A 17,015-nucleotide genomic window follows, 5' to 3' on the forward strand; every position below is an offset into this window, starting at 1 on the left:
GCCTTGTCCTTGACGTCCACGCAGGGCTGGGCGATGACGTAGGTCACGGGTGTCCTCCTCCTCCGGCGCAACGGTCCGCCGGACGCGTCCTCCTAGTATCGCGGACGCCGCCGGTGCTCGCCGTCGGGGATCGGAGGGGAGCCGGTGGGCGGGGACGCGGTGGGCGGGGACGCGGTGGGCGCCGGGGCCGGGCTGGCGCACGTGCTGCGCGAGCACGAGCTCGTGGTGGGCGCGCGGGTGGTGGTGCGCCACCGGCTCGCGGACGGCTCGGCGGGTGACGCCCTGGGCGAGCTGGTGGCCGCCGGGGAGGCGGAGCTGGTCGTGGCGACGCGGCGGGGCGAGGTGCGGGTGCGGCGCGCGGACGTGCTGGCCGCCAAGGCGGTGCCGCCGCCGCCGCGCCGGCGAGGCCCGGCGCACGAGGCCGTCGGCGTCGACGAGCTGGAGGCGCTGATGGCCGAGCACTGGCGCCCCGACGAGCGCGTGGACCTCGGCGGCTGGCGGCTGCGCGCGGCCGGCGGGTTCACCGGCCGGGCCAACTCCGCGCTCGCGATCGGCTCGCCGGGGGTGCCGCTGGGCGAGGCCGTCGCCGCGGTGGAGGACTTCTACGACCGGCGGGGCCTGCCGCCGCGGGTGGCCGTGCCGCACGCGGCGGGCGCGTCCCCGGACTCCCCCGCCGTGGCGGGCGAGCTGGCCGCGCGCGGCTGGGTCGTGGACACCCCGACCCTGGTGCTGACCGCGGCGCTGCGTGCGCTGCCCGCCGCCGCGGACGCGCCGCTGCCGGCGGGCTGCTCGGTGGCGAGCGCCGCGGAGCCGGACGAGACGTGGCTGGCGCACTACCGCTACCGCGGCACGACGCCGGTGCCGCCCGCGGGGCGGCGGGTGCTGGTCTCCGCCGACGAGCAGGTGTTCGTGCGGGTGCTCGAGCGCGGCGCCACCGTCGCCGTGGCGCGCGGCTCCCTCAGCCCGGGCTGGGTGGGGGTCGCGGCCGTGGAGGTGGCGCCCTCGCACCGGCGGCGCGGCCTGGCCCGCCGGCTGCTCGCCGAGGTCGCCGCCTTCGGCCGGGAGCGCGGGGCGACCTCGGCGTACCTGCAGGTGGCGGAGGCGAACCCCGGTGCGCGCGCCCTGTACGACGGGGCCGGGTTCGGCGTCCACCACGCCTACCACTACCGGGTGCGCCCGGGCTCCTGAACTCCCGGGAGGCGGCCGGACGCGTCCGGGCCGAGAGGGGCGGGCCGCTCGACGGGTGGGGGGGACCAGCGTCGACGCGGAACGCCGGGGCGTCCTCAGCCCGGTGCGAGCCGGCCGCGCAAGGTGTCGACGCCCTCGCCGGTGAGGGCGCCGAGCGCCGCACCGCGACCGGTGCCTGCCAGCAGCAGCGCCTGGGCCGTGCCGCTCACCACCGGCCCCGAGCCGTGCGCGAAGTCGAGGTCCTGCGCCTCGAACCGCAGACCGCTCAGCGCTCCCTTCGGCACCAGGCCCGAAGGGGCCGTCATGACGAACTCCAGTGCCTTGCGCAGCCGTGGTTCCGGGACGTCGCGGTGCAGCTGCAGCGGCCAGCGGATGTCCAGGCCGTGCACCAGCACGTCGAGCAGGGGTGCCTCCGGCCCCGATCCCGGCGGGGTGAACCGGGAGCCCGCCTTCCGGCGCAGCACGTCCACGATCTCGGCGAAGGGGCGCCGCGCCAGCCGCCGGGTCACCCGCTCGTTGGCCCGGTCGAAGTCGCCACCCGCCAGGAGCACGGCCAGCACGACCCTCGGGGTGCTCACCTCGAGAGGCATGATCAGGTGCGCGAGGACGTCGTGGACGCTCCAGGCCCGGCACAGGCTCCTGGTCGCCTGCTGCTGCGGGGTCAGGGCCGCGAGCTGATCGGCCAGGGCCCGTCGCTCGTCGGCGATCTCCTCGAACGCGTCCACGGGCCGATCCTGGCACCGGGCCGCGCCGCTGACCACGCGTGATCGTGACCGGTCGCGACCCCGCGGTCGCGCCGGGAGGCGGAAGATGACCGGGAGGTCCAGCGGGGCCGGCCGGCGCTCGCCGGGTTCAGGTCCCGCAGGTGCCGCGGGCGGTGTCGCGGCAGAAGGCTTCGGCGCGTTCCCACAGGCTCGCCGCGGCCAGCGGGTCGTGCTCGCCCGGCAGGCTCGGATCGGTGAACAGGTGCCCGGAACCGGGGTGGTCGAAGACCTCGACACGGCTGCCGCTGGCGGTGATGTCGGCGACGAGGGCGTCGATCCACTCCTGCCGGCGGAAGGGGTCGTCCTGGGCGTAGTGGATCTGGGCCGGTGTGCCCGCGCGCCAGGCCACGCCGCCGAGCACGGCCAGCGGCAGCGCACCGGAGAACAGCAGCACCCCGCCGCAGGTGCGCTGCGTGGCGACGTGCTCGGCCATGCCCGCACCGTTGGAGAAGCCGGCCGCGACGAAGCCGTCCCGCAGCGGCTCGACGGCCTCGAGCGCCCTGCCCATCAGCGCGGGGTAGCCGATCTCCTCGACGTACCGGCCGGCCTCCTCGTAGTCGTCGAACACCCGCCCGTCGTACTGGTCGACGACCAGCACCTCGTGCCCTGCGGCGCGCAGGCGCTGCGCGGCCTCGTGCACCCCGGGGCGGACTCCGAGCACGGAGTGGAACAGTGCGATCTCAGCCATGCCGCCCACAGTGGGGGGTGCTCGGTGACAGCGGCCTGTCACCGTCTCTGTCACTGTTCTGAACGTGAACCGCACCGACAGGCTGCACGCCCTGAGCGAGGAGCTGCGTCGTGCCGGCCCGCGCGGGCGAACCGCGGCCCAGCTGGCCGGCTGGCTGGAGGTGAGCACCCGCACCGTCAAGCGTGACGTCGCGGCGCTGCAGCAGGCCGGGCTACCGGTCTGGGCGCAGAGCGGGCCCGGCGGCGGCTACGTCCTCGACGCCCAGGCCACCCTGGCGCCGGTCAACCTCACACCCGCTCAAGCCGTCGCGGTCGCCACCGCCCTCGCCGCCCAGCGCGGCGCCCCGTACGCCGCCGACGGGCGGGTGGCGCTGGAGAAGGTGCTCGACGTCATGCACCCGGCCGACCGCAGGCGGGCCGAGGAGCTCGGGGCCCGCGTCTGGGTCCGCGGCGAAGACCCGGCACCGGCGGCCACCGGCGTCACCAGCTCCCTCGGCGAAGCGCTGGCCGCTCGCCGGGTGCTGGCCCTGGACTACAGCGACGCCTCCGGTCGATCCACGCGGCGCCGGGTGGAGCCCCACCTGCTCGTGCGCACCGACGACCACTGGTACCTGCTCGGCTGGTGCCGTCAGCGCCAGGCTCCGCGGTGGTTCCGCCTGGACCGGATCCGAGCCGCTCACCTCACCGGAGAGCCCGTCCCGAACCGCGACGCAGCTATCTTCGGGATCCCACCACCCGACGCGCACCCCGTCCGCCGTTGATGGGCCGGCAACTCTCCGCGCGCCCGACGCCGGTGGAGGGGCACGCACCGGCTGCCACGCCCGGTTCCACGGTCACGCGGTCGCCGCGATCACCGGGTCCAGGCGCAGGGGTCGTCCAGTTCGTCGTCGGAGGCGTCCCGGACGTCCCGCTTCCAGGCCGTCGGCCTCGGGCGTTCGACGCGCCGCGAGATGACGTCGTGACACGACGCGGGCACCTGCACCACCTGGAGCTGCGGCACGACGACGCCACCGCACCCGGGTGGCCCCGGCCCCGGCTGCGCAGCGGGTGAACCACCTCGCCCTCCGGCCCGGTCCGGCCGGCCTCCCGGCCCACCCCGACAGCTCGGCCCGCCCGCGCTCCTCCCCCCGGAGCGCGCGGGCGGGCCGACCGCCGTCCCCGCGCGTCCGCGCCTCCCCTCCGGTCGTGGTCGCGCGGGCCTCCCGGGGGGTCAGCCCCGGGACGTGCGGTGCGCGGCGCCCTCGCGCAGGTCCAGGACCCGCGGGGCGCCGTGCGTGGTCCCGTGCCCGGCGTCGTGCCCGCTCTCGTGCGCGGCGCACGCCGCCTCCAGGACGTCGGTGATCTCGCTGCCGATGAGCTCGTGCCGCTCCAGCAGGGCGTCGCGCAGCGCGGCGACGAGGTGGCGGTGCCGCTCGAGCAGCTCGCGCACGGCGTCCTTCTGCTCGGCGAGCAGGTTCTCCACCAGGCGGCGGCCCTCCGCGTCGCCGAGGACGCGGGCGACGAGGTTGCCGTCGGCCAGGGCACCGTTCTGCACGGCGGTGAAGGACACGAGCGTGCCGGCCATGCCGGCGGCACCGACCATCTGCGCGGCCGTGGAGGTGGCCGCCTGCAGGTCGCCGGCCGGGCCGGTGGACACGTCGCCGAAGAACAGCTCCTCGGCGACCTGCCCGCCGAACGCGATCTTGATGAAACCGGCCAGCTCGGCGCGCGAACGGGTGTAGACGTCCTCGGCGTCGCCGTGCGCGAGCAGCCCCAGGGCGTCGGCGCGCTTGACGATGGTGAGGACCTCCAGGCGACGGTGCGGCGCCACGAGCCAGGCCACGGTGGCGTGCCCGGCCTCGTGGGTGGCGATCAGGCGCTCCTCGTGCGCGGTGTAGCCGACGGGCTGCCCCAGCCCCACCTCGGTGACCAGGCGGGCGTGCTCCACGTCCGCCCAGGACATGCCGTCCGCGCCGCGGCGCACCGCGTTGACGAGCGCCTCGTCGAGCAGGTTCTCGATCATCACGGGGCTGTAGCCGTTGGTGATGCCGGCCAGGGCCTCGCGGCGCTCGGTGTCGTCGAGCTGCGCCTCGTGGGACTTGGCCGCCAGGAAGTGGTCGACGAGCTCGCGGCGGCCGGTCTTGTCGGGCAGCCCGAAGGTGAGGCGGCGGTCGAAGCGGCCCGGGCGCAGCAGGGCGGGGTCCAGGGAGTCGGCGCGGTTGGTGGCGGCGATGACGAGGACCTCGGCGGGCTCGGTGCGCGGGCGGGCCAGGCGCCGGTGCGCCGGCAGGAACCGGTTGACGCCGTCCACGGCCCAGCCGCGCAGCCGCTCGGAGGCGGTGGGCTCGTCGAAGGACTGCATCTGCACGAGCAGCTCGTTGACGACACCGCTGGCGCCCTCGCTGCTGGCCAGGCGCTCGAGGCGCACCGGTGCGGAGGCGGCGGGCGCGCCCATCGCCAGCCCGGTCAGGCCGCCGCAGCCCAGCACCCCCGTGGTGGGGGTCACCGGGGTGGCGGAGGCCACGCCGCCGCGGGCGGCGGCGATGGCGTCGATCTCCTCGATGAAGGCGATGGCGCCGCCCTCGGCGCGGGCGGCCTTGCGCAGCGCCCGGAAGTACGAGCGCACCTTGCGGGCGGTCGCGCCGTACCACATGGACTGGAACGAGGTCGCGGAGACGAACAGGAACGGCACCCCCGCCTCGTGGGCCATGGCCTTGGCCATGTGGGTCTTGCCGGTGCCGGGCGATCCCTCGAACAGCAGGCCGCGGCGGGGCCGGCCCCCCATGTCGCGGCGGAAGCTGCGCGCGGACAGGAACAGGTCGAGGCTGCGCTCGACGTCCTCCTTGACGGGGGCCAGGCCCTTGACGTCGTCGAGGGTCACGTCGATCTGCTCGGGCCGGTACACCACGTGCGGGGAGCGCCCCGCGACGAGGGTCTGACCCAGCAGCACCGCGATGAGCACCGCGAAGAACAGCCCGGACATCAGGTACAGCGGATCCACCGTCGGCCACGCCGGCAGCAGGCTGCGCCCGGTGGCGACGCGGGCGGCGCCGGCGGCGGCCACGGCGAGGACGGTCCCGGCCAGCGCGGCGGTCCGGCGGCGGCGGCGGCGCTCGCGCAGCCGGCCGACGTCGCCCGCGTCCCGGCCGGCGCGGCGCGCGGTGCCGGGCGCGCCGTCCCGCCCGCGCGGTGCCCTGAGCATCTCGGCCACGGTCGCTCCCCTCCTCGCCGGCCCGGACGGAGCACCGGGCCTGGCGACCAGCCAACCCCCGCCGCGGGAGGGGCACGACCGTTCGTGACCTGTTCGGAGGATCGGGGTCCCCCGACCGGCGCAACGGAGGGTGAAGGTGCGACCACGCGAGGGTGGTGCGGTCAGGAGGTGGCGATGCCCGCGAAGAGGTCCGTCTCGCGGCCGTCGGCGTCGAGGGGACCGGCGGCGACGCCGTGCACGAGCCGGAAGTGCTCGCGGGTCGTCAGCGGCTGGGGCACCCCGTTCGACAACCGCAGCGCGGGCACCGGCGCGTCCAGGTCGAGGACGACCTGGGTGGCGTGGGCGCGCAGCGCGGCGATCTTCGCGGGCAGCTGCTCAGCACCGTCGACCACGGTGGTGACCTGCTCGTCGGGCACGACGACGCTGGGCAGCGGGCCGTCGGGGTCCACGGCGCCGGGTGCCCCCGCCTCCGCCAGCCGGCGCAGCGCGGCACGAGCCTCGCCGACGGGCTGGACGATCTCGTACACCTTCGCCACCTGCCACGGCACGTCCGGCTCCCGGGCGGGCGCGGCGCCGTCGCCGGAGCCGGCGGCCAGCACCAGGGCGCGGGCGGTGGCCTCGGCGACGCGCACGTGGTCGGGGTGGCCGTACCCGCCGCCGGGTTCGTAGGTGACGACGACCTGCGGGCGCACCTCGCGCAGCACCTGCGCGATGCGGCCGGCGACCTCCTCGGGGTCGGCGGCGGTCAGCGCCCGCGGGTCGACGTCCTCACCGGCGGCCGCCCGCCCCGGCTCCACCCAGACCATGCCGGAGTCGCGGTAGCCGCTGCCGTCGGGACGGGTGAGGAAGCGGTGGTCCTCGACGCCGAGCGCCTCCATGGCCGCGGCCAGCTCCCCGGTGCGGTGCTCGGCGAGCTCGTCGGGCGTCAGGTGGGCCAGCTCGGGCGGGATGACCTCCCCCAGCTCACCGCGGGTGGCGGTCAGCAGCACCACGTGCGCGCCGGCGTCGGCGTAGCGCGCCATGGTCAGGGCGGTGCCGAGGGACTCGTCGTCGGGGTGGGCGTGCACGAGCAGCAGCCGGTGCGGCTGGTCCAGGCGCTCCATGGAGGCCAGCTCCGCGGGGTCCAGCTCGCGGGCGACGTCGTCGACGACGTCCTCGGCGATCTCCATCGGGTCCCGCCCCTGCGTGGCGGCACCGGCGGCGCCCTCGGTCGCGGCGTCCGGCTCGTCGGGGGGTCCGGGCAGGGTCGTCATGCTCCCATCCTGCCCCGCGCGCGGATCACCGCAGTCCGGGGACGCTCAGCGGTGGACGTCCAGCAGGGCGCTCATCGAGATCGGCACGTCGGGCAGGAAGGCGGTGCGCCCCTCCTCCGCGACGAGGGCGACGCGCTCGAAGACGCCGTCCCTCAGTTCGAAGTCGTGCAGCTGACGGCCGGTGGGGTCCAGCACCCAGTACCGCGGCAGCCCCAGCGCCGCGTACTTGGCCACCTTGCGCACCAGGTCGTGCACCCGGTTCGTGGACAGCACCTCCACCACCAGGACGGGGGTGCCGGTGAAGCGCAGCACCTCCTCCGTCCGGGGGATCACCATGACGTCGGGGGCGAACTCGTCCGCAGCGGGCTTCCAGGCCCCCTCGGGAAGCACCTCGTGGTCCGGGAAGGCCCCTTGCAGCAGCAGGGCCAGGCGCAGGACCGCCCGCTGGTGGACGAGGCTGGGGCGCAGGCTCACGACGAGCTTGCCGTCGAGGTACTCACCGGGTGCGTCGTCATCGAGGGCGTCGTACTCCTCCCAGGACATGGGCGTCTCCCGCTCCCACGTCGCCTCAGCGGTCATGACGACCACTGCAGGAGCGGGTGGGCCCGGTGCGGGGCGCGCACCGGACCCGGCCGCGCCCCGCACCGGTCGTCCTCAGCCGCGGCGGGCGCGGGAGGCGGCCTTCGCCCGCTGGGAGGCGTCCAGCTCCACCTTGCGGATGCGCACGGCCTCCGGGGTGACCTCGACGCACTCGTCCTCGCGGCAGAACTCCAGCGCCTGCTCCAGGGAGAGCTTCTTCGCCGGGACGAGCCGCTCGAGCTCGTCACCGGTGGAGGAGCGCATGTTGGTGAGCTTCTTCTCCTTGGTGATGTTGACGTCCATGTCGTCGGCGCGGGAGTTCTCCCCGACGATCATGCCCTCGTACACCTCGGTGGTCGGCTCGATGAACAGCTGGCCGCGCTCCTGCAGGTTCGCGATGGCGAAGCCGGTGGCCGCGCCGGAGCGGTCGGCCACCAGGGAGCCGGAGGCGCGGGTGCGGATCTCACCGGCCCAGTGGTCGTACTGCGAGAACAGCGCGTGCGCGATGCCGGTGCCGCGCGTCTCGGTGAGGAACTCGGTGCGGAAGCCGATGAGCCCGCGGGAGGGGACGTAGAACTCCATGCGCACCCAGCCGGTGCCGTGGTTGGTCATCGTCTCCATGCGGCCCTTGCGGGCGGCGAGCAGCTGCGTGATCGCGCCCAGGTACTCCTCGGGGGAGTCGATCGTCAGGTTCTCGAAGGGCTCGAGGAGCTTGCCGTCCTCGTCCTTGCGGGTGACGACCTGCGGCTTGCCGACGGTCAGCTCGTAGCCCTCGCGGCGCATCTGCTCGACGAGGATCGCCAGCGCCAGCTCACCGCGGCCCTGCACCTCCCAGGCGTCCGGGCGCTCGGTGGGCAGCACGCGGATGGAGACGTTGCCGACGAGCTCCTTGTCGAGGCGGTCCTTGACCAGGCGGGCGGTGACCTTGGCGCCCTTGACGCGGCCGGCCATCGGGGAGGTGTTGGTGCCGATGGTCATCGAGATGGCCGGCTCGTCGACCGTGATGAGCGGCAGCGGGCGGGGGTCCTCGGGGTCGGCGAGCGTCTCGCCGATGGTGATGTCCTCGATGCCGGCGACGGCGACGATGTCGCCGGGGCCGGCCTTCTCGCCGGGCACGCGTTCGACGGCCTCGGTGACGAGCAGTTCGGTGACCTTCACCCGCTGCACGGTGCCGTCGTGCCGGCACCAGGCGACCTGCTGGCCCTTGACCAGCTCGCCGGAGTGGATGCGCAGCAGGGCCAGGCGGCCCAGGAACGGGGAGGCGTCGAGGTTGGTGACGTGCGCCTGCAGCGGGGTCTCGGGGTCGTAGGTCGGCGCCGGGACGGCGTCGAGGATCGTCTGGAACAGCGGGACGAGGTCCTCGGAGTCCGGCAGGCCCCCGTCGGCGGGGCGGTTGGTGGAGGCCCGGCCGTTCTTCGCCGAGGCGTAGACGACGGGCACCTCCAGCAGCGCGTCGGCGTCGATGCCCTCCGCGTCCGCGGCGAGGTCCAGCAGCAGGTCGTAGGTCTCCTCCACCACGGCCTCGATGCGCGCGTCGGGGCGGTCGACCTTGTTGACGACGATGACGACGGGCATGCCGGCGGCCAGCGCCTTGCGCAGCACGAAGCGGGTCTGCGGCAGCGGGCCCTCGGAGGCGTCCACGAGCAGCACGACGCCGTCGACCATGGACAGGCCGCGCTCGACCTCACCGCCGAAGTCGGCGTGGCCGGGGGTGTCGATGATGTTGATGGTCATGCCGCCCTCGGGGGCACCCGGGCCGGCGTACCGGACCGAGGTGTTCTTCGCGAGGATGGTGATGCCCTTCTCGCGCTCGAGGTCGCCGGAGTCCATGACGCGGTCGGCGACGTCGGCGTTGGCCCGGAACGCGCCGGACTGCCAGAGCATCGCGTCGACGAGCGTCGTCTTGCCGTGGTCGACGTGGGCGACGATCGCGACGTTGCGCAGGTCTTCGCGGGTGCTCAGGGGCATGGGGAGGAATCTCGATCCGGTGCGCGGGGGTGGGGACGCCCCAGTCTAGCCGCCGGGGTCGGCCCGCCGGTCCGCCACCGCTCTCCCTGCACCTCGCAGCAAGACTCTGACCTGCGAAGACGCTGACCGGCTAGTGCGTTTGAACCACTGCTCAATGGGTACGAAGGAGCATCCCGTGCCACCCTGTGGGTCATGTCCGCACCACCTGACCACCGATCGTCCACCTCCGGAGCGACCGCCGAGCAGCCCTCCGAGGGCCACAGCCGGTACCCGGTCGACAAGGTCGTGTTCGGCGTCAGCGCCGTCGCGGTCCTGGTCTTCCTCGGTCTCGCCCTGGCCTTCCCCGAGGGCTTCGCCACCGTCTCCGGCGAGGTGCTGACCTGGCTGACCACGAACTTCGGCTGGGCCTTCGTGCTCGGCGCCACCGGCTTCGTGGTCTTCGCCGCCTGGCTGATGCTCTCCAAGCACGGCAGGACCCGCCTCAGCCGCGACGACGACCGCCCGGAGTTCTCCACCGCCTCGTGGTTCGCCATGATGTTCAGCGCCGGCATGGGCATCGGCCTGCTGTTCTACGGCGTCAGCGAGCCGATCTCGCACACCCTCACCCCGCCCGAGGCCGACATCGAGCCCGGCACCCTGAACGCCGAGCGCTACGCGATGATCTACGCGATGTTCCACTGGGCCCTGCACCCGTGGTCCATCTACGCCGTGGTGGGCCTCGCCCTGGCCTACGCCTGGTACCGCAAGGGCCGCAGCGGCGGCTTCTCCGCCCCCTTCGCGCCGCTGCTGCGCGGGCGCACCGGCCCGGCGAAGGTCATCGACGTCCTCGCCATCTTCGCGACCCTCTTCGGCACCGCCACCTCGCTCGGGCTGGGCGCGGCGCAGATCAACGGCGGCCTGGACCAGGTGTTCGGCGTGGAGATCAGCACCTCGGCCCAGGTCTGGATCGTCGTGATCCTCACCGCCTGCTTCGTGCTGTCCGCCTTCAGCGGCATCGAGCGCGGCATCAAGTGGCTCTCGAACACCAACATGGTCCTCTCGGTCCTGCTGCTGCTGTTCCTCTTCGTCGTCGGGCCGACGGTCTTCATCCTGAACCTGGCCCCCTCCACGGCGGGCAACTACCTCTCCCAGCTGCCGCGGATCTCCTTCCGCACCGGCGCCTACGGCGGCGACGAGTGGCTGTCCGGCTGGACGATCTTCTACTGGGCCTGGTGGATGTCCTGGGCGCCCTTCGTCGGCACCTTCCTGGCCCGCATCTCCCGGGGCCGCACCATCCGCGAGTTCGTCCTCGGCGTGGTCGCGGCCCCCAGCGCCATCGCGCTGGTCTGGTTCTCCGTCCTGGGCGGCACCGCGCTGCACGCGCAGTTCCAGGAGGGCACCGACATCAGCGAGCTGGCGCAGGAGAGCCAGTTCTTCACCGTGCTGGACTCCCTGCCGCTGGGCGCGATCAGCTCGATCGTCGTCGTGCTGATGATCGTCATCTACTTCGTCACGAGCGCGGACTCGGCGAGCATCGTCATGGGCTCGCTCAGCTCGAACGGCGCCGGCGAGCCGAACCGCTGGGTGACGGTCGCGTGGGCGCTGCTCACCGGCGCCACGGCCGCCATCCTGCTGGGTGTCGGCGGCTCGACCGGCGGCGGCATCCAGGCGCTGAAGAACGTCGCGATCATCGTGGCGGCACCGTTCCTGGTCGTGATGATCGGCCTGTGCGTGGCGCTGGCGAAGGACCTGCGCGCCGACCACCGCGACCGGGTCGCCGACGCCGCGCGCCCGGGCGGTGCGCACGCGGACGGTGCCGTGCCGGAGGACGCCGGGAGGCGCTGACCGGCGCTCACCCCGCCGTCGCGGCCAGCCGCTGCACGAGCGGGACGTCGCCGGGCAGCCAGTCCACCGAGGACCACTCCCCCGGCGACAGCCACCGCAGCTCGTCGTGGTCCTGCAACGGGGCAGGACCACCACGCAGCACCCGGGCCCACCAGACCCGCATCACGAGGTCCCCGCCGAGCGGCCACGCGCCGCCGGCGGGGCCCGGCACCTCCGCACCGAGCTCGACGTCCACCCCGAGCTCCTCGCGCAGCTCGCGGTGCAGCGCCGCCACCGGCTCCTCCCCCGGCTCCACCTTGCCGCCGGGCAGCTCCCACCTGCCCGCGAGCGCCGGCGGAGCGCTGCGCCGCGCGGCCAGCAGGGAACGGGGGCGGCGCAGATCGTCGACCAGCGCCGCCCCCACCACGAGCCTCACGCCCCGGCCGCCTCGGCCGCCGGGAGGGGCAGCGGCTCGGCGCCGCGCTCGGTGAGCAGGTCCTCCAGCACCTGCGTCTCGCTGCTCTGGCTGGTCGCGATCGCTTCGGCCAGCTCGCGCAGCTGCTCGTCACCGACGAGCTCGGCGCCCGCCTCGGCCATCTGCAGGCCCCCGGCGTGGTGGCGCAGCATCAGCTGCAGGAAGTGGACCTCGAACTCCTGGCCCGTCAGCTCCGCCAGCCGGGCCATCTCCTCGGCGCTCGCCATGCCCGGCATGGGGGCCCCGCCCTGCTGGGCCTGCTCGGCGTGAGGGGCGTGGGCGTCGGCGGACGCCATCCACGCCATCGCGGGCGCGGAGCCGGTCAGCGGGTGGCCCCACTCGCGCAGCAGGGCCTGCATGCGGCCGACCTGGTTGCCCTGCGTGGAGGCGATGTCCACGGCCAGCTGGCGGACCTCGGCGCTGGGCGCCTCCTGGATCGCCTCGTACGCCATGGCGATCGCCTGCTGGTGGTGGACGGTCATGTCCCGCGCGAAGCCGACCGCGGCCGAGCGCTCACCGGGCGCGTCGGGCAGCGCCCGGCCGACGAGCACTCCGCCGACGAGGGCCACCAGCACGGCGGCGACGACCAGCACGAGGCGCACGGCGCGGGACCGGGTGCGTCCGGGGAGGCTCACGCGCTCAGCCCGTGGGGGTGCCGACGCCGTTGCTGCACAGCGCGCCGGGTTCCGGGGTCTGCGGGCCGTTGACGTACTGCGACAGGAACGCGCCGATGCGCGGGTCGTCGGCGTCCTGGAGCGTCAGCTGGTGGTTCCAGGCGGACAGGACGACCGGAGAGGGCAGCCCCTCGTACGGCGACAGGACGGTGTACTCGCGCCCCTCGACGGCCTCCTGGAGCTGCTCCACCTGCTCGGCGGGCAGGTCGGGGCTGTAGGTGATCCACACGGCTCCGTGCTCCAGGCTGTGCACGGCGTTCTCGTTCGGCACGGGCTCGGCGTAGACGCCGCAGTTCAGCCACACGGGGGCGTGCTCACCACCCACGGGAGGGGTCTGCGCGTACTGCACGGGCTCCTGGGTGTGCTGGCCACCGGTGTACTCGAAGGTGCGCACCGCCTCCAGGGACGGCGGGTCCGGCTGCGCGGCGATGACCGCGGCCACCCCCGCACCTGCGCCGAGCACCAGCACGGTGGGCACGGCGATCAACGCCACCCGGCGGCGCTTGGCGTGCGCCCGCTCGGCGCGCTGCATGGCGGCGACGCGCGCTGCGCGGTCCTGCCCGCTGCCGCGCGCCCCGGCGCGCTCGTCCTGCGTGTCGGCCATCGACTCCCTCTCCCCGGCGGCGCCCCGGCGGCGCCCCCTCCAGTCTGCAACGACGCAGCGGGGGCGGACGTTCGGCCCGGGCGGCGGGGAGGGACGTGATGCCCGCCACGGAGGAGGTGGGGTGGATCAGCCGTGACGCGCGGCGCCCGACCCCTCGCGGGCGCGGCGGGCGCGGTCCCCGAACCCCGCGCGCTCGTAGGCCTCGAGGCGGTGGCGCGGGCTCGTGCGCCAGTACACGACAGCGGCGCCGGCAGCGACGGCCAGCACGATCAGTGCGACGACGAACTGCATCCGGTCACCGTAGCGGCCGGGGCGGGCGCCGTCAGCACGAGCCGCGGCGGTGGGTGCGGACGGCGGCCGGGAGCTCGCCGTCGGCCGGGCAGCGGCCGGCCGACGTGCCGGCCACCAGCGCCACGGCCCTGCCGATCGCCGCCACCGCACACGCCCGCGACGCTCGCCTCTGCACCCTCGGGCGTGACCACGGCCAGCCCGGCGACTTCACGGCCTTGTCGAATTGCGCGCGGTCACGAGCAAGCTCAGCAGGCCCGATGGCGTCGCTGCGCCACCGGTGGGAGGACGCCCCGGACGAGGTGGCCGATCACGCCTCGAGCTCGTCGCGGCGCCGGGTCAGGAAGGCGCGCTGGGCCTCGTTGCCGGCGGTGGTGATGGCCTGGTCGTAAGCCAGCCGAGCCTGCTCCCAGCGCCCCAGCCGACGCAGCAGGTCCGCGCGCACCGCGTGCCGGGGCGGGTAACCGGGCAGCTCCAGTGCCTCGATGACGGCGAGGGCCGCCGCCGGCCCCTGCACTTCCGCCAGCGCCACCGCCCGGTTCAAGGCCACCACCGGGCTCGGCGCCAGGCTCAGCAAGTGGTCGTACAGGGCCAGCACCTGCCGCCAGTCGGTCTCCTGCGCGGTGCGCGCGTCGGCGTGCACCGCGGCGATCGCGGCCTGCAGCTGGTACGGCCCCGGCCGCCCGCGGCGCAGGCAGGAGCGCACCACCTCCTGCCCCTGTTCGATCAAGGGTCGGTCCCACAGGGAGCGGTCCTGCTCACTCAACGGCACCAGCGCACCCTCGACGCTGGTGCGGGCCGGGCGGCGCGACTCCGAGAGCAGCAGCAGCCCCAGCAACCCGAGGACCTCAGGCTCATCGGGCATCAGCTCGGCCAGCGACCGCGTCAGGCGCACCGCCTCGGCGCACAGGTCGGCGCGCACCAGCTCCTCCCCCGAGCTCGCCGAGTGCCCTTCGGTGTAGATCAGGTAGAGCACCGCCAGCACCCCGCGCAGCCGGGCCGGCAGGTCCGCCTCGTGCGGCACCCGGTAGGGGATGCCGGCGTCGCGGATCTTCTTCTTCGCCCGCACCAGCCGCTGGGCCATCGTCGCCTCCGGCACCAGGAACGCCCGGGCGATCTGCGGGGTGCTCAAGCCCCCCAGCAGGCGCAACGTCAAGGCGACCTGCGCCGGTGCGGCCAGCGCGGGGTGGCAGCAGGTGAACACCAACCGCAGCCGCTCATCGTGCACAGCGCACTCTTCCACTGCCTCGGTGAGCTCGACGGACTGGCTCCACGCGTGCAGCAGCGCGGCTTCGGCCTGGCGCTGGGCGCGGGTGGACTCACGCCGGTAGCGGTCCACCGCGCGGTTGCGGGCGGTGGTGACGATCCACCCCGCCGGGCTGGCGGGCAGGCCCGTGGTGGGCCAGCGCTGCACGGCGGCGGTGAAGGCGTCTTGCACCGCCTCCTCGGCGGCGTCGATGTCGCCGAGGAAGCGGATCAGGACGGAGACCGCCCGGCCGTACTCAGCGTGGAAGACGTCTTCGACGTCGTCCACGCCGACGCTCGGCTGCGCCGCAGGCACGGAAGCAGGCACCGGGTCGGGCACGGGGCTCAACCGAGGAAGGGCCGCACCTCGATGGGCAACGTCGTGGCCCTGGCCGCCTTGCGGCCCCACTCCAAGGCCGCGTCCAGGTCCGCGGCCTCGACGATGCACACCCCACCCAGGTGCTCCTTGGCCTCGATCCACGGCCCGTCGGTCAACAGCACCTCCTGCCCCCCGTCCCCGCCGACGCGCACCACCGTGGCCGACTCCGGCCCGTGCAGACCGCCGGCGAAGACCCACGCCCCGGCCGCGCGCAGCTCCTCGTGCAAGGCGGCCACGTCCGCACCGATGCGCGCCATCGCCTCGGGAGCGGGCCGCTCACCCACGGGCTGGATCACGCTGAGCAGGTACTGGGTCATGGCTCCTCCTGGTGCCCTGGGCCGGTCCGGTGCCGGCGCTCAACCTCTACACGAACGCCACCGGCCCAGATCGACACCCCGCCCGGACGAACTTCAGGTGCCCCGCACCATCCGGTCATCCCGCTGGCCAGCGCTCGGTCAAGCAGCAGACCCGTGGTGCCGGAGACGGGTTGGACGTGTTGCTGGCGCTGCCGGGGTGGTTCACCGCCGCGACAGCATCGACCGCCTGCACGTGGGTACCCCGCACCGGGTGGACCTGTGGCGCATCGTCAGCACCTCGGACGACGCCCCCGGCGCCGGTCCCACCTCGCTGCCCGGTCCGGGAGAGCTGCGGCAGGTGATCGCCCTGCTCGTGCAGGCCGTCCCGCCGGGAGCGCAGTGGCGCACTGCTCCCGCGGTGCCCCCCTGCACCCGCGCCGGGTTGCAGGTGGACGTGCGCACCCCCGCCGGGTGGGTGGAGCTGGCCGAGTGCGGCCTGATCGCCGAGCACGTCCTGGCCACCACCCGCCACGAGGACCTCCCCACCGGCGGTGCGGGAACGGCTGGGGACTCAGCCCGGTCAGGTCAACGTGCTGCTGCGCCCCCTGGGCGCCACCTCGACCGATGAGCAGGCCAGCCAGCTGCGGGACCGCGTCCACGCCGCCGTGCACCGCGGACCGGTCGTGGAGCGGGCCAGCCGCTGGGCACAGCGGCGGCACCGGAGGATCCTCACCCGGGCCCGCGGCGGGCACGAGCACGCCGCGCCCTCACGGGCCGCGGGAAGGAGCTGGGGCCGCCGCGGGCGGGGAGGGAGAGCGCAGCTCCGGCGGCCGTGACCGGCGGGGCCACGGCCTAGGCTCCCGGCGTGGTCGAGACGCACCCCGACGAGCCCGCCCTGCACGTGACGGACGTGGACGCGCGGCTGAACCGCCTGCGCGCCGGCGTCCTGGGCGCCAACGACGGGGTCGTCTCGGTGGCCGGCGTCGTCCTGGGCGTGGTGGCGGCCACCGACCACGGCGGTGCGCTGGCCGCCGCGGGCGTGGCCGCGCTCGTCGCCGGGGCGCTGTCGATGGGGACGGGTGAGTACGTCTCGGTGAGCACGCAGTCCGACACCCAGCGGGCGCTGCTGGCGAAGGAGCGCCGGGAGCTGGCGGAGATGCCCGTCGAGGAGCTGGCGGAGCTGGCGGCCATCTACGAGGGCAAGGGGCTCTCGCCGCAGCTGGCCCGGCGCGTCGCCGAGGAGCTGACCGCGCACGACGCGCTCGCCGCGCACGCCGAGGCGGAGCTGGGGCTGGACCCCGAGGAGGTCACCAGCCCCTGGCAGGCGGCGGCCGCCTCGACGGTGGCGTTCACGCTCGGCGGGCTGCTGCCGCTGCTGGCGGTGCTGCTGCCGCCGCCGGGGGCGCGGGTGGCCGTCTGCGCAGCGGCGGTCGTCGTGGCGCTGCTGGTCACCGGGGTCGTCAGCGCCCGCCTCGGCGGCGCACCGGTGCCGCGCGCGGTGGCCCGCAACGTCGGCGGCGGCCTGCTGGCGATGACCGTCACCTACGGCATCGGCCACCTGGTCGGCGTCGGCCTGTGAGGGCGCCCGCGCACCGCGCCCCCGGCGGGCGGGGGCGCGGGGC

At 75.1% G+C, this 17,015-nt stretch carries 17 protein-coding genes; 5 read left to right on the plus strand and 12 right to left on the minus strand.

Annotation, left to right across the window (positions count from 1 at the left end; genetic code table 11):
• Positions 1-144: 144 nt before the first annotated feature.
• Complete coding sequence (locus V9U69_RS11975; protein WP_337062047.1) at positions 145-1,188, plus strand: GNAT family N-acetyltransferase; 1,044 nt, start codon at positions 145-147, stop codon at positions 1,186-1,188.
• A 95-nt stretch (positions 1,189-1,283) separates the two neighbouring features.
• Here the strand turns inward: V9U69_RS11975 and V9U69_RS11980 are convergent, their stop codons facing one another.
• Both V9U69_RS11980 and V9U69_RS11985 read right to left on the minus strand, forming a co-directional pair.
• On the minus strand, positions 1,284-1,913 hold the full coding sequence (locus V9U69_RS11980) for a maleylpyruvate isomerase family mycothiol-dependent enzyme (protein ID WP_337062048.1): 630 nt from the start codon (positions 1,911-1,913) through the stop codon (positions 1,284-1,286).
• Between the two features lie 127 nt (positions 1,914-2,040).
• A complete protein-coding gene (locus tag V9U69_RS11985) occupies positions 2,041-2,640 on the minus strand; it encodes a dienelactone hydrolase family protein (RefSeq protein WP_337062049.1) in 600 nt (199 codons plus the stop codon).
• 64 nt (positions 2,641-2,704) lie between these two features.
• On the opposite strand from V9U69_RS11985, the gene V9U69_RS11990 reads away from it, so the two are divergent.
• Positions 2,705-3,400, plus strand: a complete 696-nt coding sequence (locus V9U69_RS11990) for a helix-turn-helix transcriptional regulator (protein WP_337062050.1) — start codon at positions 2,705-2,707, stop codon at positions 3,398-3,400.
• Positions 3,401-3,849: 449 nt separating this feature from the next.
• Here V9U69_RS11990 and V9U69_RS11995 read toward each other — a convergent pair whose 3' ends face one another.
• The 4 genes from V9U69_RS11995 to typA form a co-directional block, all read right to left on the minus strand.
• Positions 3,850-5,820: an AAA family ATPase gene (locus V9U69_RS11995; RefSeq protein WP_337062091.1), complete on the minus strand. Its 1,971-nt coding sequence runs from the start codon at positions 5,818-5,820 to the stop codon at positions 3,850-3,852.
• Positions 5,821-5,990: 170 nt separating this feature from the next.
• Positions 5,991-6,932 carry an N-acetyl-1-D-myo-inositol-2-amino-2-deoxy-alpha-D-glucopyranoside deacetylase gene (gene mshB, locus V9U69_RS12000; RefSeq protein ID WP_442907748.1) on the minus strand — a complete coding sequence of 314 codons (942 nt, stop codon included), beginning with the start codon at positions 6,930-6,932 and terminating at the stop codon, positions 5,991-5,993.
• A gap of 195 nt (positions 6,933-7,127) precedes the next feature.
• Positions 7,128-7,661 carry a Uma2 family endonuclease gene (locus V9U69_RS12005; RefSeq protein ID WP_337062052.1) on the minus strand — a complete coding sequence of 178 codons (534 nt, stop codon included), beginning with the start codon at positions 7,659-7,661 and terminating at the stop codon, positions 7,128-7,130.
• A gap of 75 nt (positions 7,662-7,736) precedes the next feature.
• The gene (typA, locus tag V9U69_RS12010) at positions 7,737-9,629 is read right to left on the minus strand and encodes a translational GTPase TypA (RefSeq protein ID WP_442907747.1); all 1,893 of its coding nucleotides are present in this window, start codon (positions 9,627-9,629) and stop codon (positions 7,737-7,739) included.
• A 192-nt stretch (positions 9,630-9,821) separates the two neighbouring features.
• On the opposite strand from typA, the gene V9U69_RS12015 reads away from it, so the two are divergent.
• The gene (locus tag V9U69_RS12015) at positions 9,822-11,453 is read left to right on the plus strand and encodes a BCCT family transporter (RefSeq protein WP_337062053.1); all 1,632 of its coding nucleotides are present in this window, start codon (positions 9,822-9,824) and stop codon (positions 11,451-11,453) included.
• 7 nt (positions 11,454-11,460) lie between these two features.
• On the opposite strand, the gene V9U69_RS12020 is transcribed toward V9U69_RS12015, so the two are convergent.
• The 6 genes from V9U69_RS12020 to V9U69_RS12045 form a co-directional block, all read right to left on the minus strand.
• Complete coding sequence (locus V9U69_RS12020; RefSeq protein WP_337062054.1) at positions 11,461-11,868, minus strand: (deoxy)nucleoside triphosphate pyrophosphohydrolase; 408 nt, start codon at positions 11,866-11,868, stop codon at positions 11,461-11,463.
• Positions 11,865-12,542 carry a DUF305 domain-containing protein gene (locus V9U69_RS12025; protein ID WP_337062055.1) on the minus strand — a complete coding sequence of 226 codons (678 nt, stop codon included), beginning with the start codon at positions 12,540-12,542 and terminating at the stop codon, positions 11,865-11,867. Before V9U69_RS12025 ends, V9U69_RS12020 begins: the two co-directional genes overlap by 4 nt.
• A gap of 4 nt (positions 12,543-12,546) precedes the next feature.
• Complete coding sequence (locus V9U69_RS12030) at positions 12,547-13,185, minus strand: DUF3105 domain-containing protein (protein WP_337062056.1); 639 nt, start codon at positions 13,183-13,185, stop codon at positions 12,547-12,549.
• 126 nt (positions 13,186-13,311) lie between these two features.
• Positions 13,312-13,476, minus strand: a complete 165-nt coding sequence (locus V9U69_RS12035) for a hypothetical protein (RefSeq protein WP_337062057.1) — start codon at positions 13,474-13,476, stop codon at positions 13,312-13,314.
• Between the two features lie 307 nt (positions 13,477-13,783).
• Positions 13,784-15,007: an RNA polymerase sigma factor gene (locus tag V9U69_RS12040; protein WP_337062058.1), complete on the minus strand. Its 1,224-nt coding sequence runs from the start codon at positions 15,005-15,007 to the stop codon at positions 13,784-13,786.
• Between the two features lie 56 nt (positions 15,008-15,063).
• Positions 15,064-15,414, minus strand: coding sequence for a YciI family protein (locus V9U69_RS12045; RefSeq protein WP_337062059.1), 351 nt, complete (start codon positions 15,412-15,414; stop codon positions 15,064-15,066).
• A 196-nt stretch (positions 15,415-15,610) separates the two neighbouring features.
• On the opposite strand from V9U69_RS12045, the gene V9U69_RS12050 reads away from it, so the two are divergent.
• Complete coding sequence (locus tag V9U69_RS12050) at positions 15,611-16,021, plus strand: hypothetical protein (RefSeq protein ID WP_337062060.1); 411 nt, start codon at positions 15,611-15,613, stop codon at positions 16,019-16,021.
• Between the two features lie 237 nt (positions 16,022-16,258).
• A complete protein-coding gene (locus tag V9U69_RS12055) occupies positions 16,259-16,972 on the plus strand; it encodes a VIT1/CCC1 transporter family protein (RefSeq protein ID WP_337062061.1) in 714 nt (237 codons plus the stop codon).
• The last annotated feature ends 43 nt before the right edge of the window (positions 16,973-17,015 follow it).

It is taken from the genome of Kineococcus sp. G2 (assembly GCF_037154035.1).
In the GTDB taxonomy this organism is placed as follows: Bacteria; Actinomycetota; Actinomycetes; order Actinomycetales; family Kineococcaceae; genus Kineococcus.